This is a genomic window from Fibrella aquatilis, from assembly GCF_017353255.1.
GTDB classification, from domain to species: domain Bacteria; phylum Bacteroidota; class Bacteroidia; order Cytophagales; family Spirosomataceae; genus Fibrella; species Fibrella aquatilis.
In genome coordinates this window covers 342,095-367,117 of sequence record NZ_JAFMYU010000005.1, presented here as the reverse complement: position 1 = coordinate 367,117, position 25,023 = coordinate 342,095, and the positions used below count along the sequence as shown (strand labels likewise).

The 25,023-nt window shown below is 55.4% G+C and carries 19 protein-coding genes; 9 read left to right on the top strand and 10 right to left on the bottom strand.

Features of this window, described 5'->3' with window-relative positions:
* Positions 1 to 240 precede the first annotated feature (240 nt).
* The 4 genes from J2I48_RS09235 to J2I48_RS09220 form a co-directional block, all read right to left on the bottom strand.
* Positions 241 to 2,388: a 3-hydroxyacyl-CoA dehydrogenase NAD-binding domain-containing protein gene (locus J2I48_RS09235; RefSeq protein WP_207335127.1), complete on the bottom strand. Its 2,148-nt coding sequence runs from the start codon at positions 2,386 to 2,388 to the stop codon at positions 241 to 243.
* 102 nt (positions 2,389 to 2,490) lie between these two features.
* Entirely contained in the window at positions 2,491 to 3,699 is a 1,209-nt protein-coding gene (locus J2I48_RS09230; protein WP_207335126.1) for an acetyl-CoA C-acetyltransferase, read from the bottom strand.
* A 311-nt stretch (positions 3,700 to 4,010) separates the two neighbouring features.
* On the bottom strand, positions 4,011 to 4,445 hold the full coding sequence (locus J2I48_RS09225; RefSeq protein ID WP_207335125.1) for a hypothetical protein: 435 nt from the start codon (positions 4,443 to 4,445) through the stop codon (positions 4,011 to 4,013).
* A gap of 108 nt (positions 4,446 to 4,553) precedes the next feature.
* Positions 4,554 to 5,189 carry a phosphatase PAP2 family protein gene (locus J2I48_RS09220; RefSeq protein ID WP_207335124.1) on the bottom strand — a complete coding sequence of 212 codons (636 nt, stop codon included), beginning with the start codon at positions 5,187 to 5,189 and terminating at the stop codon, positions 4,554 to 4,556.
* 105 nt (positions 5,190 to 5,294) lie between these two features.
* Between J2I48_RS09220 and J2I48_RS09215 the strand changes: the two genes are divergently transcribed.
* The 3 genes from J2I48_RS09215 to J2I48_RS09205 all read left to right on the top strand — a co-directional run bounded on the left by J2I48_RS09215 (position 5,295) and on the right by J2I48_RS09205 (position 8,623).
* Positions 5,295 to 7,451: a S9 family peptidase gene (locus J2I48_RS09215; RefSeq protein WP_207335123.1), complete on the top strand. Its 2,157-nt coding sequence runs from the start codon at positions 5,295 to 5,297 to the stop codon at positions 7,449 to 7,451.
* A gap of 129 nt (positions 7,452 to 7,580) precedes the next feature.
* Entirely contained in the window at positions 7,581 to 8,141 is a 561-nt protein-coding gene (locus J2I48_RS09210; RefSeq protein WP_207335122.1) for a hypothetical protein, read from the top strand.
* A gap of 95 nt (positions 8,142 to 8,236) precedes the next feature.
* Positions 8,237 to 8,623, top strand: coding sequence for a hypothetical protein (locus J2I48_RS09205; protein WP_207335121.1), 387 nt, complete (start codon positions 8,237 to 8,239; stop codon positions 8,621 to 8,623).
* A gap of 7 nt (positions 8,624 to 8,630) precedes the next feature.
* On the opposite strand, the gene J2I48_RS09200 is transcribed toward J2I48_RS09205, so the two are convergent.
* Complete coding sequence (locus tag J2I48_RS09200) at positions 8,631 to 10,238, bottom strand: glycoside hydrolase family 31 protein (protein ID WP_207335120.1); 1,608 nt, start codon at positions 10,236 to 10,238, stop codon at positions 8,631 to 8,633.
* A gap of 93 nt (positions 10,239 to 10,331) precedes the next feature.
* The gene (locus J2I48_RS09195; protein WP_207335119.1) at positions 10,332 to 12,392 is read right to left on the bottom strand and encodes a family 20 glycosylhydrolase; all 2,061 of its coding nucleotides are present in this window, start codon (positions 12,390 to 12,392) and stop codon (positions 10,332 to 10,334) included.
* 213 nt (positions 12,393 to 12,605) lie between these two features.
* Between J2I48_RS09195 and J2I48_RS09190 the strand changes: the two genes are divergently transcribed.
* Complete coding sequence (locus J2I48_RS09190) at positions 12,606 to 13,235, top strand: class I SAM-dependent methyltransferase (RefSeq protein WP_207335118.1); 630 nt, start codon at positions 12,606 to 12,608, stop codon at positions 13,233 to 13,235.
* 250 nt (positions 13,236 to 13,485) lie between these two features.
* Here J2I48_RS09190 and J2I48_RS09185 read toward each other — a convergent pair whose 3' ends face one another.
* The gene (locus J2I48_RS09185; RefSeq protein WP_207335117.1) at positions 13,486 to 14,838 is read right to left on the bottom strand and encodes a PQQ-dependent sugar dehydrogenase; all 1,353 of its coding nucleotides are present in this window, start codon (positions 14,836 to 14,838) and stop codon (positions 13,486 to 13,488) included.
* Between the two features lie 175 nt (positions 14,839 to 15,013).
* Here J2I48_RS09185 and J2I48_RS09180 point away from each other — a divergent pair, with 175 nt between their 5' ends.
* From J2I48_RS09180 to dxs, 5 genes are all read left to right on the top strand, one after another.
* Positions 15,014 to 15,193 carry a hypothetical protein gene (locus J2I48_RS09180; protein ID WP_207335116.1) on the top strand — a complete coding sequence of 60 codons (180 nt, stop codon included), beginning with the start codon at positions 15,014 to 15,016 and terminating at the stop codon, positions 15,191 to 15,193.
* 140 nt (positions 15,194 to 15,333) lie between these two features.
* Positions 15,334 to 17,007: a PA14 domain-containing protein gene (locus tag J2I48_RS09175; protein WP_229375981.1), complete on the top strand. Its 1,674-nt coding sequence runs from the start codon at positions 15,334 to 15,336 to the stop codon at positions 17,005 to 17,007.
* A gap of 2 nt (positions 17,008 to 17,009) precedes the next feature.
* Complete coding sequence (locus J2I48_RS09170; RefSeq protein WP_207335115.1) at positions 17,010 to 17,354, top strand: tRNA-binding protein; 345 nt, start codon at positions 17,010 to 17,012, stop codon at positions 17,352 to 17,354.
* 68 nt (positions 17,355 to 17,422) lie between these two features.
* Positions 17,423 to 19,510, top strand: coding sequence for a plastocyanin/azurin family copper-binding protein (locus tag J2I48_RS09165; protein ID WP_207335114.1), 2,088 nt, complete (start codon positions 17,423 to 17,425; stop codon positions 19,508 to 19,510).
* 405 nt (positions 19,511 to 19,915) lie between these two features.
* A complete protein-coding gene (dxs, locus tag J2I48_RS09160) occupies positions 19,916 to 21,850 on the top strand; it encodes a 1-deoxy-D-xylulose-5-phosphate synthase (RefSeq protein ID WP_207335113.1) in 1,935 nt (644 codons plus the stop codon).
* On the opposite strand, the gene J2I48_RS09155 is transcribed toward dxs, so the two are convergent.
* From J2I48_RS09155 to J2I48_RS09145, 3 genes are all read right to left on the bottom strand, one after another.
* Positions 21,847 to 22,284, bottom strand: a complete 438-nt coding sequence (locus tag J2I48_RS09155) for an ABA4-like family protein (RefSeq protein ID WP_207335112.1) — start codon at positions 22,282 to 22,284, stop codon at positions 21,847 to 21,849. The two genes, dxs and J2I48_RS09155, sit on opposite strands and share 4 nt — an antisense overlap.
* A gap of 182 nt (positions 22,285 to 22,466) precedes the next feature.
* On the bottom strand, positions 22,467 to 23,789 hold the full coding sequence (locus tag J2I48_RS09150) for a TolC family protein (protein ID WP_207335111.1): 1,323 nt from the start codon (positions 23,787 to 23,789) through the stop codon (positions 22,467 to 22,469).
* A 72-nt stretch (positions 23,790 to 23,861) separates the two neighbouring features.
* The gene (locus tag J2I48_RS09145) at positions 23,862 to 24,986 is read right to left on the bottom strand and encodes an ABC transporter permease (RefSeq protein ID WP_207335110.1); all 1,125 of its coding nucleotides are present in this window, start codon (positions 24,984 to 24,986) and stop codon (positions 23,862 to 23,864) included.
* Between the last annotated feature and the right edge of the window lie 37 nt (positions 24,987 to 25,023).

Sequence of the window (25,023 nt, the reverse complement as noted above, 5' to 3'; positions counted from 1 at the left end):
CACGCGTCAGCAATACGCTGTAGCAATTCTGAACTAGTATTACAGTAGTTAAATAGTATGAGAATAATAAAAATAAAAAAGGAATCAGGGGGCTCCTGATTCCTCTTAAAACAACGAGCAGATGCATTTCTTGTCAACCTATTCTCTCTCACGAGCATGAATAGTTAAAGAACCCTCCCTCTCACGTCCAAAGCGTCTTTATTTGAATTTCAGACAATTATCAGCCTCAAAAAGTTTCCCCTACGCCATTTCCTTCACTCCTGCCCGTTCGCGAAGTTTGGCGGTGGGGCGGAAACGGTCGCCGTAGGTATCGGCAAGACGGTCGAGGGTTTGAACGAACGTATCGAGGCCAACGAAATCGACGAAAGAAAGTGCCCCGCCAGTGTAGGCCGGGAAGCCCCACGCCAGAATCGAACCAAGGTCTGCGTCGAGTTTGGTGCGGATGACACCTTCTTCAAAACAACGAACAGCCTCGATAGCCTGCCGGTAAAGCAGGCGCGTTTTCACCTCATCGAGGCTGGGCTGCGTAGCCGAAACAGGATACAAATCGGACAACCCAGGCCATAGGGCTTTCTTGCCGTCTTCAGGATAATTATAAAAACCGGCTTTGGCTTTCTTGCCAATGCGTCCCAAGTCGTTAAACTGCTGCACCATTTTGTAGGTCGGCTCGTCGGCACTCATGGCTCCGGCTTTTATCGACTCGGTCATCACTTTCAGGCTTAGGTCCAGGGCCACTTCGTCGTGTACGGCCAGCGGGCCAACGGGCATCCCGGCGTCTTTCCCGGCGTTTTCGATCAAGATCGGGTTCACGCCGTCTTTCAGCAGTTCCATGCCTTCGGCAGTGTAGGTGCCAAAGCAACGCGACGTGTAGAACCCGCGCGAATCGTTGACCACGATGGGCGTTTTCCGAATCTTGCGGGTGTAATCCATCGCCACCGCCAGGGCATAATCCGACGTTTCTTTTCCCACGATAATTTCCACGAGCATCATCTTATCCACGGGCGAAAAGAAGTGGATGCCAATAAAATTCGCGGGATTCGCCGACGCTTCGGCCAGGCCCGTAATGGGCAACGTAGACGTGTTGGAGCCATAAACGCCGTTTTTGGCCAGTTTGGGTTCGGCTTCTTTGGTGACGGTGGCCTTTAGTTCGCGGTTCTCAAACACGGCTTCGATGATGAGGTCGCAGCCTTCCAGGTCGGCGTAGTCGGCAGTAGCCAGAATCCGGCCCAGCGTGGTATCGACGGTCGTGGGATCAACCTTGCCGCGCTCCACGCCTTTTTTCAGCAGGCCCCGCGTGTAGTCTTTGCCTTTCTCAGCGGCCTCTGCCGACACGTCTTTGAGCACCACCTCGATACCCGCCGTAGCCGATACGTAGGCAATGCCCGCACCCATCATGCCCGCGCCCAGGATACCCAGCTTTTTTACCTCGGTCTTCGGTTGCTCTTTCGGACGGCTAGCCCCTTTGTTCGCTTCGTTCATACCCAGAAACATGGTCTGAATCAGGCTCTTGGCCACTTTTGAGGTGGCTACCTTCACAAAATGCCGCGCCTCGATCACCAGCGCCCGGTCGATGTTTACCTGCAAGCCTTCATAGACGCAGGCCATGATCTCGATGGGGGCCGGGTAGTTTCCTTTGGTTTTGTCCATCAGCATGGCCGTACCCGCCGCAAAGGTCTGCGCACCGGTGGGGCTTTGGACGTTGCCGCCGGGCACTTTGAAATTATCCCGCGCCACAATCTTGCCCGTTTTCTTATCGATCTGATCCCACGGCTTAATCGGTTGGGGATTGGCCATGATCCAGGCGCGGGCCTTATCCATCAGAGTGGTGGGCGTTTCGGCCACATCGTCGATCAGGCCGTTCTTCAGGGCGTCGGCCACGCTTAGCTTCTTGCCTTCCACCAGCAAGGGCAGGGCAGCCTGCATCCCGATCATACGAGGCAGGCGTTGCGTACCTCCCCCACCCGGCAGCAGCCCGATGGTCACTTCTACCAGGCCAATCTGCGTTTTGGCGTTGCTAAGGGCAATTCGGTGGTGGCAGGCGAGGCAGATTTCGTAGCCACCGCCCAACGCCGTACCGTTGATGGCCGCCACAATGGGTTTTCCGCTCGTCTCCATTTTCCGGAAAATACGGTTCAACTCCATGGACACCTTCATCATCTCGGCAGGGTCGCCGCCATTGTTACGAAGGATCATTTTCAGGTCGGCCCCAGCCACAAATTCGGGTTTGTCGGAGGTGATGATGATACCTTTTACAGCCTCATCGGCATAAGCGTTGTTGAGGGCTTCCTCAAACTGTGGTATCGATTCGTCGTTCAGCACGTTCATCGGACTGCTGGTCATGTTCCAGCGGATGACGGCAACGTTTTGCTCTACGGTGTAGTTAATCATAGCTTTTAGTGAATGCACAATGTATAATGAACAATGTACAATGAATAGAATCAGCGTACTCTTGTGTCAACACATTGTACATTGTTCATTATACATTGTACATTAATTCACCCGCTCGAAAATAGTGGCGATGCCCATGCCGCCGCCGATGCAGAGGGTCGAAAGGCCAAACTGCTTGCCCGTCCGCTCCAACTCGTCTAGCAGCGTGGCCGAAATGATGGCCCCGGTAGCCCCCAGCGGGTGACCCAGCGCAATAGCCCCGCCACTGATGTTGATCTGGCTGTGATCCACGCCAAACTCGTCCATAAACAGCATGGGTACAGCCGCGAAGGCCTCATTTACCTCAAACAGGTCGATGTCACTGATACTCATGCCTGCCTTTTTCAGCACTTTGTGCGTGGCCGGCACGGGACCGGTGAGCATAATAGTGGGTTCAGAACCCACAATGGCGAAGGCCACAATCCGGGCGCGGGGCTTCAGGCCTGCTGCCTGCCCAAACGCCTCACTCCCCACCAGTACGCCCGCTGCACCATCTACAATTTGCGACGAGTTACCCGCGTGGTGTACGTGATTAATCTGGTTCAAATCGGCGTACTTGAGCAGCGCGAGGGCGTCAAGACCCATCTGACCCATCATCTCGAACGCGGGCTTCAGTTTACCCAGCGTCTCGGCGGTGGTGCCGGGCCGAACGCCTTCGTCGCGGTCTAGGACCGTAATGCCGATTTCGTCTTTAAACGGCACCAGCGTCTTATGGAAGCGGTTTTCGCGCTGCGCCACCTCGGCCCGGCGGTACGATTCGGCGGCAAATGCGTCTACGTCACCCCGGCTGTAGCCCTGGCGCGTGGCAATGAGGTCGGCCGAGATACCCTGCGGCACAATGTTGTGGCGGGCCACAATCTGCGGGTTCATGAAAATAGCCCCACCATCGGCCCCCATCGGTGTCCGCGACATCGACTCAACGCCCCCCGCTATTATGGCATCCACCTGCCCCGACATCACGTAGGCAGCGGCCTGATTGATGGCCTCCAACCCCGACGAGCAGAACCGGTTCAACTGCACACCCGCCACCGATTCGGCATAGCCAGCCTCCAAAACGGCCGTCCGGGCAATATCGGCACCCTGTTCGCCGATGGGCGTCACGCAACCCATGATCACGTCGTCGACCAGACGGGTATCGAGGTTATTCCGGTCGCGAATTTCGCGCAACACACTGCTTAACAGCGAAATAGGTTGAATATCGTGAAGCGATCCGTCGCTTTTGCCGCGCCCACGTGGGGTTCTGACGGCGTCGTAGATGAAGGCGTTGGCCATTTTTGAGGGGAGTTCAACGTTTAAAGTTCAAGGTATAAGGTTCAACGTTATTGACAAACTAGGTAGTAAGCGTTTGAACATTAAACCTTAGACCTTGAACCCGAAATTGTTATGCATGCATACGGTCTGGCAAAAATAGGCCAATTCCGCGAAGTTTATTCACTGAAGGTTGGATGCCGGATATTGTATGGTAGACACTAGATGTTGGCTAACGTTGCTCAATGCCCAGTATCCAACGTCTTCCACAAACAAAACGAGCGCAGTGGCCGGGGCTACTGCGCTCTTGGGTAGGGTTTAGGAAATGTCGGAACCTACTTGGGGGCCATCATCATCTCTTTCACAATGCCGTCGGCCACCTTGGCGTTGCGCAGGGCAATCATACCCTCAACTGAGGTATCGAACTTGTTTTTGCCTTTGTGAATTTTATCCGAAATGATTGATTTAGAGACTTTTGCGTTTGATAACTTAATAATATCATCGTTGGTCATCACATCGGTCATGGTGGTTTTGGCCATCATAGCCTTCACCAGCCCGTCCGAAATTTTGGCCGTTTCCAACTCAATCAGCCCGTCGGTGGTCAGGTCGAATTTGGCGGGGCTACTCTGAATTTTTGCTTCAATGAGCGACTTGCTCACCTTGGCCGTGTTCATGGAAATAACGTCTTTGTTGGTCATTGGCGCCTGCGCATAGGCCCCCAGGGTGAGGGCCAGCAGTAGGCCCAGAAACGTTGATAAACGAAGCATCATACAATTGTGGATTGAAGTTGAGCCGCAAGAATCAAAAAATTTGGTTACTGCCACCAATGAATTGATTTAACGTAGCAAAACAGTGGCTACAAGGCGTTTAATGGTTATTTACCCCAGAACGGGCGGCGCCCCAAACCGTTTCCAGTAAGCCAGATACACCCCCACTGCCGTGGCCGTGCCAATGAGCGAACCGGCAAACGCATCTTCCACAAAATGCTGAAACAGGTATACCCGCGAATACCCCGCCACCACGGCCGGCAGCAGCCACAGCCAGTTCCAGGCCTTATGCCGCCACAGCAGCCCCAGCAGTACAAACAAGGCAAACGCCGAGGTGGTATGCCCCGACGGAAAGCTATTGTATTCGTTGATTTTCAGGTCTTTAATAATGTGGTATTCCCAGTTCGAATGCTCGAAATAACGCAGCGGTCGTAGCCGTTCGGGAAAGACAACCAGTTTCAGAAACAGGCTAATCAGCCCGGAAATGGCGAAACTTACCAGCACCATGCCCCCCACGGGTCGATTTATGACCAGCAGCAACACGCCCAGCACAACAACAAAGGCTCCATCGCCGAGGTAGGTCAGGTACGGAAACAGCGCATCGCCGGGGGGGCTGTTGTGGTCGTTGACAAAGCGGATCAACTGCTCTTTGGTGTAGGCTAACATCAGTCCGCCCACCACCACCAATAGGACCAGATAGACACTAAACAAAACCCGGTTTTGCCGGATCAACGCAGACAAATTCATAGCCGCAAAGGTACGGTGGGTGGTTGAGTCGTTAGCGTTGATCTGTTTTGCTGTAAGTTCGCATACTGACCAACGCGGAACTCACTTCACCCCTGTCTACGTCTCATGAACAAACACATTTTCTTAACGCTGACAGCCCTTTCGCTGCATAGCCTGATGAACGCACAACCCCTGCCCAAGGCCCCCGTGGCCCCGGTTAAGCCCAAAACGCTGACCACAAACAAGGACACTCGCACCGATAATTACTACTGGCTCAACAACCGCGAAGACAAGGAAGTCATTCAGTACCTGACCGACGAAAACACCTATACCGACGCCGTATTGGCCCCCCAAAAGCCCTTGGAAGAAAAGCTCTTCGCCGAAATGAAGGGCCGGATCAAGCAACAGGATCAGTCGGTGCCCTACAAAGACGGGGCCTATTACTACCAGACAAACTTTATTCAGGGCGGCGAGTACCCCATTTATGTTCGCAAGAAAGGCGCTCTCACGGCCCCCGAAGAGGTCATGTTTGACTGCAACGCGCTGGCCAAAGGGCATAACTACTACAACCTGGGTGGCTATGAGGTGTCGGACAACGACGAACTGGCCATTTTCTGCGAAGACACCGTGAGTCGGCGATTGTATACGCTGCGGGTAAAGAACCTGAAAACAGGGCAACTTTATCCCGAAGCCATCCCGAACGTAGAGGCCGACAACTTTGCCTGGGCCACCGACAACAAGACGTTTTTCTACGTCAAAAAAGACCCGAAAACGTTGCTGGGCTACCAGGTTTGGCGGCATATGCTGGGCAACGATCCCAAGAAAGATGTGCTGGTCTATGAAGAAAAAGACAACCAGTTCTACATGGGTCTCTACCGGATGAAGTCGAAGAAGTACGTCGCCATTGTCTCTGACCATAACGGCGTCACGACCGAATACCGGCTGCTGGAGGCGAAGAATCCCAACGGCGAATTTGTGGCCTTCTACCCCCGCGAGCGTGGTCATGAGTATGACCTTCAGCACTACAAAGACAAATTCTACGTCCGCACAAATTACAAGGCGCAGAACTTCCGGCTCATGGAAACGCCCGACAAGCTGCGTGGCCCCAACATGAAAGCCGAAACCGGCTACACCAACGACCGCAGCACCTGGAAAGAAGTGATCCCCAACCGGGCCGATGTGTTTCTGCAAAACATGGATGTGTTTGCCAACCACCTCGTGCTGGGCGAACGCAAAGAAGGGCTGGCCAAACTGCGCGTCATCAACCAGAAAACGAAGGCCGACGAATACCTCGATTTCGGCGAACCAGCCTACGTAGCAGGCATCGGCTTCAACCCCGATTTCAATACCGACATCCTGCGCTACGGCTACTCATCGCTGACCACGCCCTCATCGACGTTCGACTACAATATGGACACGAAGGCCAAGACTCTGCTGAAGCAACAGGAAGTGCTCGGTGGGTTCGACAAGGCCAATTACACGTCTGAGCGCGTGTTTGTTACCGCCCGCGACGGCGCTAAAGTGCCCGTGTCTATTGTATACCGGAAAGGCACACCCAAAGACGGCACTTCGCCAGTGTTGCAGTATGCGTATGGGTCATACGGCAGCAACACCGAGCCGGGTTTCAGCAGCAACCGCATTAGCTTGCTCGACCGGGGGTTCATCTACGCTATTGCCCACATTCGGGGCGGGCAGGAAATGGGCCGGGCCTGGTATGACGATGGTAAACTACTGAAGAAGAAAAACACGTTCAACGACTTCGTTGATGTGTCCAAATGGCTGGTTGCCAACAAATACGCTGCCCCCGACAAGCTGTTTGCGCTGGGTGGTTCGGCAGGTGGGTTGCTCATGGGTGCGGTCATCAATCAGGCTCCCGAACTCTACCGGGGCGTAGTGGCGGCCGTGCCGTTTGTCGACGTGGTCACGACCATGCTGGATGAAAGCATCCCCCTCACCACGGGCGAGTTTGAAGAGTGGGGCAACCCTAAAAACAAGGTGTATTACGACTACATGCTGTCGTACTCGCCCTACGATCAGGTGTCGAAACAAACGTACCCGAACCTGTTGGTAACCACAGGCTTGCACGATTCGCAGGTGCAGTACTGGGAACCTGCCAAGTGGGTAGCCAAGCTCCGCACCCTGAAAACCGGCGATAACCTACTGCTGCTCCACACCAACATGGAAGCCGGCCACGGCGGCGCATCGGGCCGTTTCCAGGCGCTGAAAGAAGTAGCCATGGAATATGCTTTCATGCTCAATCTGGCCGGTAAAGGCGGTATGTAGAGCGAAAAGTAAGCATAGAGCTTAGTAGGAAGGGGAGGTAAGCCGATGGCTCACCTCCCCTTGAACGTTGTTAGATAAGGTAGCGTTTTGTAAGTTGGCACGCTGGTAGTTCACAAAATCAGGTCAATTATGCTAACGACATCACGTCCGGCAACACGCACACGCAACCCAGCCAAAGCGGGCATCTGGAAACAGCGTATTATTAAATATTTTGATTTGTTATCGCCTGAGGATCAAGAAGATATAAAAAAATTCATTGAAAATAGGCCCCTAGTAGTTGATACTGCGTCAGAAAACACATCAGCAACTACCATACAGCCACCGGATATATTCTTCGATTATACAGATGAATATGCTGCGATTCAAGCCAGAAAATCATCTATAAGCCAATGGCATTTTCCTGAAGACAGGGTGTGGCATCTACAGGCCTTGGTAGGTGATAGCATTGTGTATGAGGCCATGCAGGAAAATAACGGGCAGTTGACAGGTAGTATGGTCCTGGAGTTAATACAAGCCAGGCCCATACCGCTATATATTAATAAACGAATGGACTGTCTGTCAATGGGCACCACCGAACTGATGGAGCGTGACTTTGGTCCGTTAGATCCGATTGACCCTATTGATGCTGTGCAACGGTTTGGCTTAGCCAAGTTGGAAGAAGCGAGTGAACGAAGCTACGCTCGTATTTAATGGCTGCTCCAACCCCAGACCAGATCAATCGACTTGGACCTGAAGTAAAACCCTTCTAACGCCGAGACCCATTACGCAAGCCATCGCCAGGTGAAATGGCCCTTTTTGACGATTTTATTTTTGATGCTACTGACGGCGGAAAACCATCAGAAACAATTGTCACACCTGTTGATGAAATAAAGTATGAGCGCAGTGTGGGCCGCTACCTGTGGGTTATTGACCGATACGGTCTCAAACTGATACTAGAAGCAACACCCAACAATGCGCTTGCGAGGGGGATTGTTTGTCACACAAACATAACAGGTGGAGAGCCTGCACTTCAAGGAGGCGAACTCTGGTTTGGCGATGATGGCAAAGTGTATATCAACAATAAGTCAGGCCGTTATGGATCTGCAACGCCTGTTCAGGACGCTGCTGTTTTCGACTATTTCGTCTCATTAGGTTATGATGTCGTTCAACTCTCAGGCCATACTACTGGTTGATCTTCCCTCAATTTGTCGGCTTCATCAGGTCGAAATAGGGAAGGCGGTTTATGGGGGTCGTTATGGTGATTTTGGTGGGGCCAGTGATGGTGGTGCCGTCGTCGGCTTTCCAGGTTCCTTTGGGCAGTTGTACTATCCGGCTTTTGCTGCCTTTCTCGGTGACGGGCGCTACCAGCAGCGTTGAGCCAATCATAAACTGATCTGTCACGCTGGCGAAACCCTGGTTGGGAAATTCGTATTCCATGTGCCGCATGGTGGGTTCGCCGGTGTTGGCCGACTGCCGTACCGCCGCCATAATGCGGGGGGTCATGCGCTGCCGCAACGCCACGGTCTCTTGCACGGCGGCCAGGTGTTCTTTGTCCAGAATGCGCCAGGGGGCCACCGAAAACTGCATCATGGGCATCAGCGCGTGGCACTGCGCCGACCGCACCACCAGATCCTGATCAAAGTTACTCCGGTCGAGAAACGATACGTAATCGCCGCCGCCGATCATGTCAGGGCAGGTAAAGGCGTAGCCCATCATCCCCTGAGCGGCTACCTGCGGCATCAGCCGACGTAGCTCTTCCCAAGTGTGGCCTTTGTCGCCCAGGCGTTGCGCCAGGGGTTTGCCGGCCATTTTCCACATGGCGCGGTACTCGTTCAGCGGGTAAGTCAGGCCAAACTGCCCGAAGAGTTCGGTCTGCTGGTTGGGCAGCACCGGCTTGTAGGCAATGGTGTTGGCCGGGTAGAACGGCGCGTCGCCCGCGTCGAATTTGAAGCCATCGATGCCATAGGTATCGTGCAGGGTTTTAAGCTGGGCGTTAAACCAGTCTACGGCCGTGGGGTTGGTGAAATCGAGCACGGCGCTGGCACCGTTCCACCACCGAATCAGGGCCGGTTGGGTGTTGGCCGTGGCCCAGGTTTTTGCCGCCTGATCGGGGTTTTCCAGCAGCAGGGCCTTCTTTTTGCGCAGTTCGCGGTAGGCGGGCGAGTCGGCGCTGACAAACGGACAAATCCAGAGCATGACCTTGAAACCCATTTGGTGAAGCTGGTTGGTCATGGCTTTGGGATCGGGAAAACGGCCCGAATGAAAGTGCCAGTTGCCGTAGTTATCCTGCCACGTGTCGTCGATCATGAGCACCCCGGCCGAAAACCCGTGGTCCAGAACTCCTTTGGCATAACGCAGCACGTCGGTCTGATTCTGGTTGTAGGTCAGTTCGATCCAGGTGTTCCATTGCGGCTTGGTAAATAGCAGGGTGTCAGGCAGTTTGCCATCGGCGGGAAAGAAGCGATGGGCCACAAACTGGTAGGCTTCGCGGAGGGTTTTGCCCGCCTGACCCTGCTCAATTTTGCCGTGGGGTTGTGAGATCGTCAGCGTTTTTCCCGCCACCGCAAAAGCAAATGGCTGCTCACTCCAGACATAGCGCCCGTGGTTCGAGAGCAGCAGCGGCTGAGCCTGATTGCTTTTATTGTCGCCATAGAGGTTTACCGAATACGGCATGTCGCCAAAGGGGGCTTTCTCGCCTTCCGATACTACCCCACCCCACCACTTTTCGCCCGGCTCCAGCGGAATGACAATCGGGTTACCCCCACCCTCCCGGTTGGGTTGCGCACGGGTAATAAATTGAACGAACAAGCAGATTACCAGACCACAAAGACAAATCCTTACGCAAATCATCAGCAGCAATCGGTTAGTATAAAAACAAAATTTAGCACCTAGATACGCGCATTATTTCGCCCCGCCCAGGTATGCCGACAGGGTAGGCATGGGTTTATCGGGGTTGAAGCCGCGCTGGTAGAACTCCAGCATCTGCAACTGAATCTGCCGCCAGAACAGTTGTTCGTACCGAAACCGGTTAAGCACGGTTTGCAGCCGGAAGTTCGTGTAATCGGCTTGATACACATGGGCATACGGCGATTCCAGTTCGCCCCAGGCGTCGATCAGTTCAGACGTGCGGCCGTTGGAAGCGTAGCCCGCGTCGAAAAACAGGAGCCAGTTGCCGATTTCCAGCTTCGGATTTTGCCGCAGTTGTTCCCACTTCTCGTTGAGCTGAATGGCGTTGATAAACCGCCGGTTCACCACGTCGAGCAACCGCGCCGACACCACCAGCGACTGCACGTACAGGTTGTCGGGCTGGTCTTGCTGCAAAGGAATCAGGGTAGCCAGTGCGGTTTCGGCCTCCAGACGCGATGCCCGAAACAGGCCCAGGCTAGGTAGTATACTGCCCAGAAACGGTTGCCCAAATGGGTTGACGTAGGCATTGGTCAGCGTGCCTTCGTTAAAAGCCGGTACTGCCGTTAGCTTAAGCTGGGCCAGTTCGAGGTGATCGAGCGCCTGACTGAGGCGGCGACTACTGACCGAATCGGCCGGGTACATGTGCTGACCCAGGGTCTTCCTGAACGCCGCCTGATCGGGCTGGTGATCCTGCCAGGCCGACACCACGCCGTAGATCATGGCGGGGTAGGCGGGCTGCGGCAGGGTCTGCACGGCATCGTTCCAGAGCGACCCGATATAGCCCGCCGCCCCCGACCGCCGCCCTGCCGACACCAGCGCGTCGATGTTATCGAAGCTGGTTTTGGTGGGGTATACGTCGCGCTCATTGTCGATGCCCGTTTGAATAAAGTGCGTTTTATGACTGGCTACCAGCGGATTAAGCCAGTGGCTAATGCGGGCGGTGTCGGTTTCATATTCCCAGGCAACGGGCACCGTTTCTTTCGGAAAACGGTCGAGCAACGCAGGGTAATGATCGACAATGTCGTGCCAGAACAAGACCGTTTTTCCCCGTTTGCGTAGCAGGTCGTTTACGTAGGTGAGGTGGTCGAGGTAGTAGGCGGCGGGGTCTATTTTGCGGGCGGGTGCCAGTTCGGCCATCTGTTTCACTTCCCAAACCTCATCGAAACCAACATGCACAAACGGGCTGGGAAACCAGTCGGCCACCTGTCTGACGATATCGGCCACCAGCACCTTCGCCTGCGGGTTTGTAGGGTCGAGCGACTGCCCGTGGGGGGTCATGCCCAGGTTAGCGTAAGTTTCGGTGCGCAGCAGGGCGTGGTTGTGACCATATAGGTTGACATGCGGCACCACCTCGACAAACCGCTCATGGGCGTAAGTAATGATCTGGTCAATGTCCGATTTGGCGAAGTTCATGCCCTCACCAATCAGCGGGTGCCCGTCGATAGCCAGGTTACTTTCGCTGTAGAGGTAGAACTGGTTGGCTTTGTAGCGGGCCAACTGGTCAATCATGCGCGTGATACCCGCCACGCTGGGCCGCCCGCCATGCGAACAGTCCCACATGAAGCCCCGGTAGGGCATGGCGGGCCAGTCGTCTATGCTCACTTCGGGCAAAAAAGCATTCGCACCCCGCCCGCTGACCAGTTGCCGGAGCGTTTGCACGGCGTGGAACAGGCCCGCCGCCGAGTTGGCCGTGATCGCCACGCCGTTGCGTGTGATACGCAGGTGGTAGGCTTCGCGGCTGGTTGGCCCGGCGGTTTCGCCTGGTTTGGGCAGGTCGCCACCAGTGCCGGTTACCTGAAACGTGACGTTGCCCGTGGGCTTCACCGGCACCGGAACGCCGGTTTGCTCCTGCCAGTAAGTCAGCAGCATCCGGGCTATCCATTGCTGGCGGGCGGGCATGCTGGCAGGCAGCCTGATGCTGAGCTGACTTAGGGCAATACGCTGTTGCCCCCGTTGCATATAAACCGGCTGGGGCATCACCTGCGCCTGAGCAGAACCAAACAGGGCTACCAATAACAGCCCGGGCAAGGCTAGGCGAAATCGGGAAAAAGTCATTGAGTAGGGTCGGTTCGTTTCGTCTAAGAAGTGTCGGCAGCTAATTTACTGTCAATGAAGTCAGCGTGAGCCACCCACGCGAAGCAGCACCTTGTATGTGCCTGTGTGAAGCCCGTGGGTACTATTGAGGCTTATGCGAAGGCCATATGGCCCGATTAATCCGCTTTTTTGTTTTCACGTAGCCTGTTGGTTCTTAGAAACGGTTATAGGCACATGACATTCAACGAAACTTATTTCCGTCGGTACGACGAAACCGACGATGGTGAATTTTACCAGTCGCCCCGGCTGGTGGTGCACATAGACGAACCGGCCATTGCGGCAACGACGGCCCTTTTCCGCGAGAAACTGCCCAAAGACGGTGCCATTCTGGACCTGATGAGCAGCTGGCGGTCGCACCTGCCGACCGACGTGACCTATGAGCGGGTAGCAGGGCTGGGCATGAACGCGGTAGAACTGAAAAAGAACCCGCAACTGACGGATTATACGGTGCAAAACCTGAATCAGAACCCCATCCTCCCCTACGCCGATGGTGAATTTGGTGGGTGTGTGGTGACGGTGTCGGTGCAGTACCTGACCAATCCAGTAGCGGTGTTTCGGGAGGTGGCGCGGGTGCTAAAACCGGGTGCGCCGTTTATCACGGTATTCTCCAACCGCATGTTTCCTACCAAAGCCGTGGCCGTCTGGCAGGCACTCGATGATGCCGGGCACGCGCAATTAGTAGAAACGTATTACCAGGAAACAGGCCTCTTTACAGACATCCACACTGAAGACCGCAGCCCTAACCGACGACAATCTGACCCTCTTTTTGCCACGATTGGATTTAGCCGTGGTACTTTGTCATGAAATTGAATCTATTTTGAAAAATTACACCACTATTTTTCAAGTCGCAAACTAAAAGCGGCCTAGGGTCGTTTAACCTATACCAACCACAAAAAAAGCCCCGACCAGTATTGGCCGGGGCTTTTTCGTTGGAATAGAGGTAAGAGACGAGAGGTAAGAGACGAGAGGTAAGAAGCAAGAGACAAGATAAAAGATAGGTGCTCATCAGCTAGTCTATCTTTTATCTTGTCTCTTGCTTCTTACCTCTCGTCTCTTACTTCTTTGCCGAAGCCATCACACGCCAGACCGTACCCTTCACCGAATCGGTGATGTAGAGCGAACCGTCGGGGCCTTGGGCCAGGCCCATAGGGCGGTGCTTGGCGTCGCCGGGGCTGGCCAGATCGAGTTTGCCGGCGTTGCTGTTTTGGCCGGGCGTACCCTGCTCAGCTACCCCCGCAAAGTTCTCGGCAAAGACCTCATAGTTGCCCGACGGACGGCCGTCTTTACCAAACGGAATGAAGGCCACAAAGTAGCCTCCCTGTTTCAGCGGAGCACGGTTCCACGAGCCGTGGAAACACACAAACGCGCCATTTTTGTAACGCGCCGGGAATTGGTTTCCAGTGTAGAACAGCAGGTCGTTGGGTGCCCAGTGGCCCGGAAACGCCATAATAGGCTTGTCTTTGCCTGCACACTGATCTTCTCTTTTGCCATCGCCGCCGTATTCAGGGGCCAGCAGTTTCTTCTTCTGATAATGGTCGTTGTAGCAATACGGCCAGCCAAAATCAGCACCGTCTTTCACCATCAGAAACTCTTCCGAAGGCAGTTCGGCGCTGACCTCGTCGGTGAAGGCACCGCCCCAGTTGTTGAGGTTGTCACGGCCATGTTGCAGGGCGTAGAGCGTGTTGGTAGCTGTGTTCCAGTCGAGGGCCACGGCGTTGCGGATACCCGTGGCGTAGCGTTTGCCATCACTCTGGCGTTGGTTGGGCTTGTTGGCGTCGAATACCCAGATACCGGCGTAATTCTCCAGCAGTGGGCAAGGCGTTTGCCCCTTCGATCCGGGCTGCCGGTCTTTTTCCTGACAGGCATTGGAGGGCGCACCAAAGTTGACAAACAGCCGCCCGTCGGGCGAGACGGTGAGTGATTTGCTGGCGTGCTGCCGTTGCAGAGTCAGACCCACCACAATGGGTTCAGGCTTGGTTTCGGCCAGCACTTTGCCGTTGGTGAGTTGATAGCGGTACACCGACGTGTCGGACGATGCATATAGGTAGCCATTGACCACGGCGGCACCCGTACCGGCGTAGTTGCCAAACGTGACGGTTTCTTCGGCCCGGCCATCGCCATTAGTGTCGCGCAGTTGCACAGTACCATTGCCGTCTTTCAGCTTCTCGAGTCGAACGAACACCGTGCCTGTAACGGGGTCTACGGCAGCGTGACGGGCTTTTCCTAGGTTGTCGGCAAAGACCAGCGCCGAAAAACCGGGTGCCAGTTTCAGGCCGCCATTGTTGGGGTCGGGAACAATAATGGGCCGGGTGGCCGGTGCTTTTTTGCCGGGCTTACCGGGCGTGGGGGCCGCCTGCAACGAAAGAGCCGCAAGGGCAAGCGGGGCCAGAAAGAGAGCTTTTTTCATGGGTATAAAAGAATGAGTTAGTTGACGTTGCTGATTCCGTTTCAACATTGGCTAGCCTGGCTTAACCAGGATAAATCGCGTTTCATCATAACCATTTGTGTAGCCACGAAGTTAGGCAGTTAACCAGAAAGAGGTGGCTTTTTACCCGTCATCAGCCTACAAACACAACCATACTATGAACCCCGACCAAACCAGTTCAACCGAAACAGAACAAGCCCTCCCCGACAGCAACACCCTGGGCGGCACGAGCAGCACCGGCGCAGGTCCCGACGGCACCGAAACCACCCCCGCGCCCGAAACCGTAGGCCTGGATCTTGACGAAGTAGGCGAAGTAGCCAGAGAGCTGGAGGAATGAGTTAGCGTACTGGTTTGTAGTGTTAGGTCCAGTTAAAATAGTAGCAGGAAATACAAGGGCGCTTTTGCTTTAGTGAAGACCGGTAGGATACCAGCCTATGTTCGACTGGCATGACCGTAAAGCCGCTTTACTTATTCACTATGAACGTGACCCTGTTAGCCCGAAGCCTGTGCCTGGGGCTGTCTGGCCTGATAACCACTGCCAACGCCCAAAATGATCTCCCCCGGCTCGATTTGGCCAGTTTAACGCCCCCCGCCAACTGGCAACGGGCAGGCAGCATAGCCGGAAACGCTGATCAGACCACGCTGAAAACACAGACCGGAAATACCCTGCTGGTGGGCAGTGCCGGTCAGCCCCTGCCCCTAACTACGCAACCCGGCGACTTCATGCTTCAGTTCGACTGGTTGACCACGGCGGGTGCCACCACGCTGCTTACCCTACCCAACGGCTACGTCCTTGACCTTACCAAAAACCGGTCTACCAAAGCGCCCGGCCTCTGGCAAACGACGGCGATCAGCTATCAGGCGGGCATGGGCAAAAAACCGGCTATGCTGGTGAAGTACACCCAGAACGGGATCATCCTCAGCGAAGGCGAAACCTTGCCCGCGCAGTCTGCTACAAAGCCCGTGCAGCTACTGGCCAAAAACGGGTCAGTGGCCATCCGAAATGTGGGAGTGCGGGCCTTGGCCAACCGAAACGTGGCAAGTTGGGCCGGACCACTGGCCTATAAACTCTACAAAGAAGCCATTGAAACCCGCGAGGGCATGGCGGGTAAAACGCTCGTTAAAACCGACACCGTGAGCCGCATCAGCTACGACGTGGCCTACGGACAGCCGGGTAACTTCTCTATTTTTTATGACGGAAAACTAAACGTACCCACCGCTGGCGACTACCAGTTCGAGATGCATATGGGCGGGTTTGGCGGCCTCTGGATTGACGGAAAACAGGTGGTAGCCATGGACCGCCGCTACCTGGGTACACCCGAAACCAGCACAGTGCCCCTGACTGCCGGTACGCATGAGGTGCAGGTGTTGTTTTCGCGGTCGTGGCCCCGGCCCGGTCTGGGGCTGTACGTGAGTCAGGCGGGTACCCGGCCACAGGCGTTGCAGGCCGACGGCTCGTTGCCTGAGTTTGCGCCGGTGGGGCAGGTACTCATCGAACCCGACGCCAAACCCACGCTGATCCGGTCGTTTATTCAGATGCCCGGCGAGATCACCAAACGAACCCACGCCATGTCGGTGGGAAGCCGGACAGGACTGCATTATGCCGTAGATCTGGACCAAATGGCCCTGCTGATGGCCTGGAAGGGCAATTTTGCCGACGCCACCGATATGTGGTACGAACGCGGCGAACCCCAGTTGCTGAAACCCAACGGCACCACCGTTTACCCTGCCCCCCGCACCGCCCTGGTCGTATTACCCACCGCTGCCACCGCCTGGCCCGACAGCGTGGGCGAAAACGTCCTGCAATACAAAGGATATAGCCTCGATAAAGACGGGTCGCCCTCTATCGACTACACCATGAACGGCACCACCATCCGCGATCAGATCCGGCCCACGGGTACGTCCCTTTCTCGTACGCTGACGCTGGGCGGCACAGCCCCCACGGGTCAGCTCTATTGCCGACTGGCGGGAGGTAAGACGCTGGAAGAGATCAGCAAAGGATTATACGCCGTGGATGACCGCAGCTACTACGTCCGGTTCGACCCGAAGGCCCCCGTTTCGGTGCGGCAGAGCGGCGGGCGACAGGAGCTGATCATGCCCGTTTCGATGAAAAACGGCGCGGCCACGGTGCAGTATTCGCTGGAGTTTTAGATATGGAAACCGAACCGCTTACCTGGCCCGACTTCCTAAAAGTAGACATGCGCGTGGGAACGGTGCTGGCCGCCGAAGTCTTTCCGCAGGCCCGCAAACCCGCCTACAAACTCACCATCGATTTCGGCCCCGACATCGGCACCAAACGCACCTCGGCCCAGGTCACTACGCTATATACGCCCGAAACGCTAGTGGGTCAGCAGGTAGTGGCGGTGGTCAATTTTCCACCCAAACAAATCGGCCCGTTCATGAGCGAATGCCTTGTTTTGGGCAGCGTCGATGATGCCGGAACCGTAACGCTTTTAACACCTAATCGCCCGGCTGACAACGGGTTACGAATTGGATAAATAACAATAAACCTATAAGGGCTAGGCGCCCCCGTTTAAGACCTTATAGGTTTAAAAAGACCATGAATATGAAGCTGTTAGCCCCTTTAGCGCTCTCTTTCGCTCTTTCACTCGTTCACTCTTTCGCCATAGCCCAGCGCCCGGCCAGTGAAGAGGATTATTACCGGCTGGTGACGCTGCCCATTCCCGAAAATGTGCTGCTGGAGGTGGGCGGCATGACCTCACTGCCCGACGGGCGGCTGGCCGTGAGCACGCGCCGGGGTGACGTTTGGCTGGTCAGCAACCCCTACATGCAGGGTACCCGCCAGCCAACGTTCAAGCGCTTCGCTACGGGCCTCCACGAGCCGCTGGGGCTGCTTTACCGTACCGCCGGACCTTATAAAGGCGAGATTTTTGCCACCCAGCGCGGCGAAGTGACCCGCCTGATTGATACCGATGGCGACGACGTAGCCGACGAATACCGGTCGTTCTATAAATGGCCGCTGTCGGGCAATTACCACCAGTACAGCTACGGCCCCGTAACCCTGCCCGACGGAGACATGGTGATCACGCTCAACCTCGACTGGATCGGGAAGGGCGCCAGCCAGTCGAAGTGGCGGGGGTGGATGCTGAAGCTGAACGACAAGGGCGAAATGACCCCCTGGGCCACGGGCCTGCGCTCACCAGCGGGCTTCGGCGTATTGCGCGACGGTAGTATTTTTTACGGCGAAAACCAGGGCGACTGGGTAGGGTCGGGCCGGGTGACGCACCTGGAAAAAGGCGATTTCGCGGGTAACCCCGCTGGCCTCCGGTGGTCGGGTGAAGAAGGGTCGCCGTTGACGCTGAAACCCCAGGACGTACCCAGCACGGGCAAGCCCATGCACGAGGTAGCCAAGACGGTTCAGCACCTGAAAGAACCCGCCGTCTGGTTTCCGCACACGCTCATGGGCATCTCTACGTCCGACATCCGCGAGGACACCACTGCCGGAGCTTTCGGGCCGTTTGCCGGGCAGCTGTTTGTGGGTGATCAAGGCCATAGTAAAGTCATGCGCATGAGCCTTGAAAAAGTAGCCGGCAAGTGGCAGGGGGCCTGTTATCCCTTCCGCGAAGGGTTTCAGTCGGGCATACTGCGCATGTTGTGGGGGCAGGACGGCTCTATGTTTGTGGGCATGACCAGCCGGGGATGGGCCGCCACCGGTAAGTCGCCATTTGGGTTGCAGCGGCTGGTCTGGACGGGTAAAATACCGTTCGAGATGAAGACCATTACCTCGAAACCCGACGGTTTTCTGGTCACGTTCACCATGCCTGTCGACAAAAAAACGGGCGCAGATCCGGCCAGTTACAGCCTCAACAGCTTTACATACAAGTACCACAGCACCTACGGCAGCCCCATCGAAGATGCCCATGCGGTGCCCATTCGGGGCATTATCCTAAGCCCCGACGGCCTCAGTGCCCGCATCGTGGCCGACACCACCCTGCGCGAAGGCTATATTCACGAAGTAAAGGCCGAAGGTGTGAAATCGGCATCGGGCAATCTGCCACTGTTGCATAACACGGGCTATTACACACTCAATGCCATTGCCCCCGGCGAAAAAGCGAACGTACCTGCACGCCAAATGGCCGTGGTGAGCACGGGCATGGCTCACGACCACAGTGCCATGATGGCAAGTACGTCTGGAGATATGGGTGGTATGGGATCGTCAAAAGCTGGTAAAAGTGGCAAGGCGATTACGCCAGGCAAGAAAGTAGTGGGCGCCGTGAGCGCCAAACGCGTGACCGAGCAACCCGCCACCTGGACCAACGGCCCCGACCAGACCATCAGCATTGGCACTAAACCCGGCCTGAAATTCGACACCGAACGGGTGGACGTGAAAGCAGGCAGCCGGATCAAGTTTGTCTTCAACAATAACGACGACATGCTCCACAATTGCGTGATTGTGAAGCCCGGCACCGCCAATGCTGTGGGCGACGCGGCCATGAAGCTAAACCTGAACGGGGCCAAGCTCAACTACATTCCGGCTTCGCCCAACGTGCTGTTTCATACCAACATTACCCAACCTGAATCTGTGGAGAGTATCTATTTCGTAGCCCCGACCGAACCCGGCGACTATCAGTTTGTCTGCACCTTCCCCGGCCATTCGGCCCTGATGCAGGGCATTCTACGGGTTGTGAAATAGTGCATGTCATAGACATGAAGAGGGCCGCTGGATCATCCAGCGGCCCTCTTTATGTTTACCACTGTATGTGTTGGTTGATCAAGTTATGCCTACAGCGCGAAGCTGTTCGGGGAACAACCTAATCAACTCACAAACCTATTATTCGCTAAAGGCAAGCTAATTCAATAGTAGGTTGTTTTTGGCCTCCACCATACCCAAACAACCCAGCCGACAATACTGCCCTCAAGTGCAATGAAACAGGGCTGCACCAGCGTTATTTATTCGATTTGTCCTAAATGCACTGTAGCTTTGCAGGCTGTGTCAATTGACAGGCTCAGTACCGGCAACCGCAGACCCAAACATTCTGTTTTGCCGCTTGTTAACTTTCCATAGTTGACACTTCACGCAGACTTTATCGCTGTCACCATGCTCATTACCCCCGGCAACCTATTGGCAACCGTCAACACCCCCGACGATCTGCGTAAACTGCCCAAAGAGAGCCTTCCCCAACTTTGCGACGAATTACGCCAGTATATAATCGATGTGGTATCGGTCTACGGCGGCCATTTTGGTGCAGGGCTGGGCGTTGTTGAACTCACCACCGCCCTTCATTATGTCTTTAATACGCCCGACGATCAGCTGATCTGGGATGTGGGCCATCAGGCATACGGCCATAAAATATTGACCGGTCGGCGCGAGAAATTCTACACCAACCGTTTCTACGGGGGCCTGTCGGGCTTTCCGAAGCGCAAAGAGAGCGTCTACGATTCGTTTGGCGTGGGCCATTCATCGACCTCTATTTCGGCGGCACTGGGCATGGCCGTAGCCTCGCAGTTGCAGGGCAATCCTACGCGCAACCACATTGCCGTAATCGGCGACGGGGCCTTAACTGGCGGGTTAGCTTTCGAAGGTATGAACCACGCCGGAGCCACCGACGCCAACATGCTGATCGTGCTCAACGACAACTGCATGAGCATCGACGCCAACGTGGGTGCCCTCCGCGAATATTTGACCGACATTACTACTTCGCCTACCTACAACAAAGTAAAAGACGAAGTATGGAATCTGTTGGGCAAGTTTAGCACGTTTGGCAAGTCGGCGCAGGAGATTGTCTCGAAAGTAGAAACGGCGGTGAAGTCGTCGGTGCTGTCGCAGAGCAACCTCTTCGAGTCGCTAAACCTGCGCTACTTCGGACCCATCGACGGGCACGACGTCGACCGGTTGGTAGACGTGCTGGCCGACCTGAAAACAATACCAGGTCCCAAGATTCTACACGTGCTCACGGTGAAAGGCAAAGGCTACGCCCCCGCCGAAAAAGATCAGACCAAGTGGCACGCGCCCGGTTTGTTCGACAAGCTCACTGGCGTGATTCAGAAAAAAACCTTCACTACGCCGCAACCACCTAAATATCAGGACGTTTTTGGCCATACACTGGTGGAGTTGGCCGAGACTAACCCGCGCATTGTGGGGGTAACGCCCGCCATGCCGTCGGGGTCGTCGATGAATATTATGATGAAGGCGATGCCTACGCGTGCTTTCGACGTGGGTATTGCCGAGCAACACGCCGTGACGTTTTCAGCAGGCATGGCTACGCGCGGTGAGGTGGTGTTTTGCAACATCTATTCTACCTTCATGCAGCGGGCCTATGATCAGGTCATCCATGACGTCTGTATTCAGGAACTGCCCGTGATCTTCTGCCTCGACCGGGCCGGTTTTGCCGGTGCCGACGGGCCAACGCACCACGGGGCCTACGACATTGCCTATATGCGGTGTATTCCGAACATGATCGTGGCCGCGCCTATGAACGAGAAGGAACTCCGCAACATGATGTTTACGGCCGCTTCGGACACCGTTCAAAGAGGCAAGCAGGCCTTCACAATCCGTTACCCGCGGGGCGAGGGCGTAATGCCAAACTGGAAAACACCACTGGAGGAACTGACCGTGGGCAAAGCCCGGATGGTGCAGGACGGCGAAGGCGTGGCTATCCTGACGCTCGGTGCCATTGGAAACTACGCCGTCACGGCCTCAGCTATGCTGGCAAAAGAAGGTATCCGCCCCGCACACATCGACATGCGGTTTGCTAAACCCCTCGACGAGGCCATGCTGCATCAGGTGTTCCGCCGTTTCGACCGGATTCTGACCGTAGAAGACGGTTGCATTATGGGTGGGTTTGGCTCAGCTGTGCTGGAATTTATGGCCGACCACGGCTACATGGCCCGCGTGAAACGCCTCGGCATTCCCGACGCGGTGATTGAACACGGCGAGCAGATTGAACTCCACCATGAGTGCGGCTTCGACCCTGAAGGTATCGCCGAAGCTGTCCGCGAACTGCTCTATGCCGGTGACCGCGTAGCAGTTTAACTGGTACGTTTCCCCCACACAGCTCGTACAATCACATAGAGTAACAGCCCCGTGGGGCCGAGCATGAAGCAGAACAGCAGGCAGGGCACGAGCCAGCCGTGGGCAATGCCACGCTGTTGTCCATCGCGGAGAATCCAGCTGCCAGCCACCAAATCGAAGGCAAGGTAGTGAATCCAGCCTGCCAGCATCACGCGTTCACCGCCTTTTTCGAAAAGGGTCATCACACCTTTTAGCGTAGCAAAACTCATAAAGTCTAATCCGCCGGAACCGCTGCTACTGAACAAATAAAAGGCGTACATGATAGCCAGCAATGCTGGTATAAACAGCATCTTGGTGAGCCACTGCGTAACCTGCCAGCGGGGCGCAAAAATCATGAGCAGCCACTGTGGAAATACCAATGCGTTGGCAAGAGAAAAGGCGGCTTCGTTCGACATAGTAGAAAAGATAAGTTTAGCCTGCAAGCCTCCGCTAGCTAAAGCAATGCTTTAGTTTGGAGGGGTCAACAAAAGTAATCCACAATAACTTAGGTTATCCACAGTGGTTTTGCTCAAAAGTGTGGATAACTAAAGTTTTTGTACCGTTAGCTCGGAAATTGAACAATCGGCTTTATTACGTATTATAGTTGTCCCGTTGCCTTACGGACCTGAAGTTGTCCCAGTAGTATATCATATACGGCACGCAGGTAGTTGTTTTCTGCTTGTTGCAGACTGTATTCGCTGTTGCGAAAATCGGCCATGAGCAACGTCCCGGCGGCAAACCGAACCTTGTCTACCTCCAGAATTTGCTGGGCTTGCGTAATGTTCAGGCGCGTCTGAGCCAGGTTTTCCTGCGCCTGCTGCAACGTGTTCTGCGCCGAGCGCATCTCATAATCGAAGTCGTTTTGCAGTCGTTGCGCCGTGTTCTGACTTATCTGCGCCCGCTGTACGTAGTCCTGCCGGTTGAGCCGCGCCTGCCGCCCGTCGAATACAGGCACACTTAGCCGCAGACCCACATAATTATACGGATACCAGTTTCCGGTCTGAAACGGGTTGAAGGTATCGGCCAGTTGCTGGGCAAAATAGGCCCCGTATGCGGTCACCTTGGGCAGCAGCCGGGCGCGTTCGCGTTGTTCGTTTAACAGATTCACCTGCCGGTTTAACCCCTCCTGGGCAACTTCAACTCGCTCAGTTGTAACGCCGTTTTGGCTGTCGAACCGGGTAACTAGCTGGGTCAGCGAATCGGCGGGGATAAGGGCGGTCTGCAGGTTGGCCTGGGGCGCGTTGATGCGGTATCGGAGGTTGTCGAGGCTAAGCGCATAGTCGCGCCCATCGTTGCGGAGGGTGAGGGCTGCATTGCGGAGATCAAGATCAAACCGGTCGAGGTCAGACTTGAGCAGCGTTCCGCCGGCAAAGCGGGTTTGTGCCTGCTCCAGATACCCCTGCGCCCGCGCCAGTGCCCGTTCCGAAAGGCGAATTTTCTCCCGATTCAACACGGCCTGGTAATAGGCCTCCGTCACTTGCTGCCGCACGGTAATGCGTAGACTTTCAAGCGTAAGCTTCTGATTTTCAGCGTTTACCTGATTGATAGACCGGTCAATGCGACTTTGAGCATCATACAGCTTTTGTTCGGCCTGGGCGTTCAAGACATTGTTGATAGGTGTACCAAACCGCAGCACCTGATCGGGTCCGCTGCCGGTAAAACCACCCTTGACGATGTTGCGCTGAATCTGCGTGTTCCACCGAAAATCGGCTCCGGCTGTTAGCTGCGGTTGCCAGGTGGCCCGCCGCCGAGCTTCGTCGTTGGCCGTTATCTGAAGCTGCAACTGCTGGTTGGTTAGTTCGAGCCGGTTAGCCTGCGCCTGTTGCAACGCCTGATCGAGCGTGATGGGCGTTTGAGCGAGGCCAATGAGCGAATGAGTGATTGAGTAAACGAGCGAATAAACAAGAACGATGCGTTTCATGTCAAGCAAGGTTGGAGCGAATCGAGTATGAGATCCAAGCATCCGCTCAATCACTCATTCGCTCATTAATTTTTAGCCCCGAAATACCGTGGCGGGTTCAAGCGCATTGATGCGGCGGATGGCGAACACACTGCCACCCAGCGAAATGATTATGGTGACCACAAACAGGGCGTATTCAAACCAGAGGGGAAAGAAAAACAGCGTTCCTGCCTGGGCAATGCCCTGCCGAAAGCCTTCTACCATGCCCCGACCCACTACGTAGCCCACCAGGGCGAAGAGCGTGGCCTGGGTCAGAATCAGGCAGCTTACGTAGCCGTTGGTGGCCCCGATAGCCTTCAGTGTGCCGTAGTCTTTGATCCGGTCGATGGCCGCCGAATAAAGCGTAAGCCCGATGATAACCAGACCCGAAATAATGGCGAACCCAATAAGGCTGCCAAACGAAGCCGCAATGCCGTTGGTGGCGAGCACCGTCTTGACCGTAGTCTGCGAAAGCGCATCGGCGTTCCAGGCCCGAACACCCGTGATGCTCTGGTTAATCTGTTGAATAACAGCCGATTCCGGCACACCCGATTTAGGCTTTACGAGGTAAAAGCTAACGCGGTTGGTGGGTATGTTGGCCAGGTAACGCGCCCGTTCGATGGTGGTAAAGGCCAGCAATCCACCTCCAAACGACCGGGCGCCGCGCGTGAGGCCTGCGTTGTACACCTTCTTGCCATTCACCTCGAAATAATCGCCCGGTTTGAGACCACCGAGGGCTTTGGCATCGTAGAAATCCGTGACGAGCGCACCTTCGGGCAGCATATCCTGCGGCTTGGCCGTGTAGAGCCGCCACGGACCGCCCACAAAATCGGGTGCCTGCGAGCCAATGAGCGAAAACCCGCTGGTGGTGCCATTGGCAAACTTGGCCCCCGCCCCCGCTACCACTACTGGAAACACGCGATCTACCCCCGGCAGGGAACCGATTTCGTAACCTTTGCGCACGTCGAGCAGGCTAAGCTGGTTGGCATTGTTGGTGGTCTCATCCGTGACCCAGATGTACCCCTTGTTGTTGTCGACAATGCTGCGCATGGCATCGGTGAGGAAGATGAAAATACCAGCCTGCTGCCCCACCAGAAACACCGAGATCACAATGCCCGCCAACGCCCCAAACGACTTGGCCCGGTCGTAGCGAATAAATTTGAACGCTGTTTTAAGCATAGTCGTAAGTCTTCAGTCGTAAGTCTCGCTGTTTTAG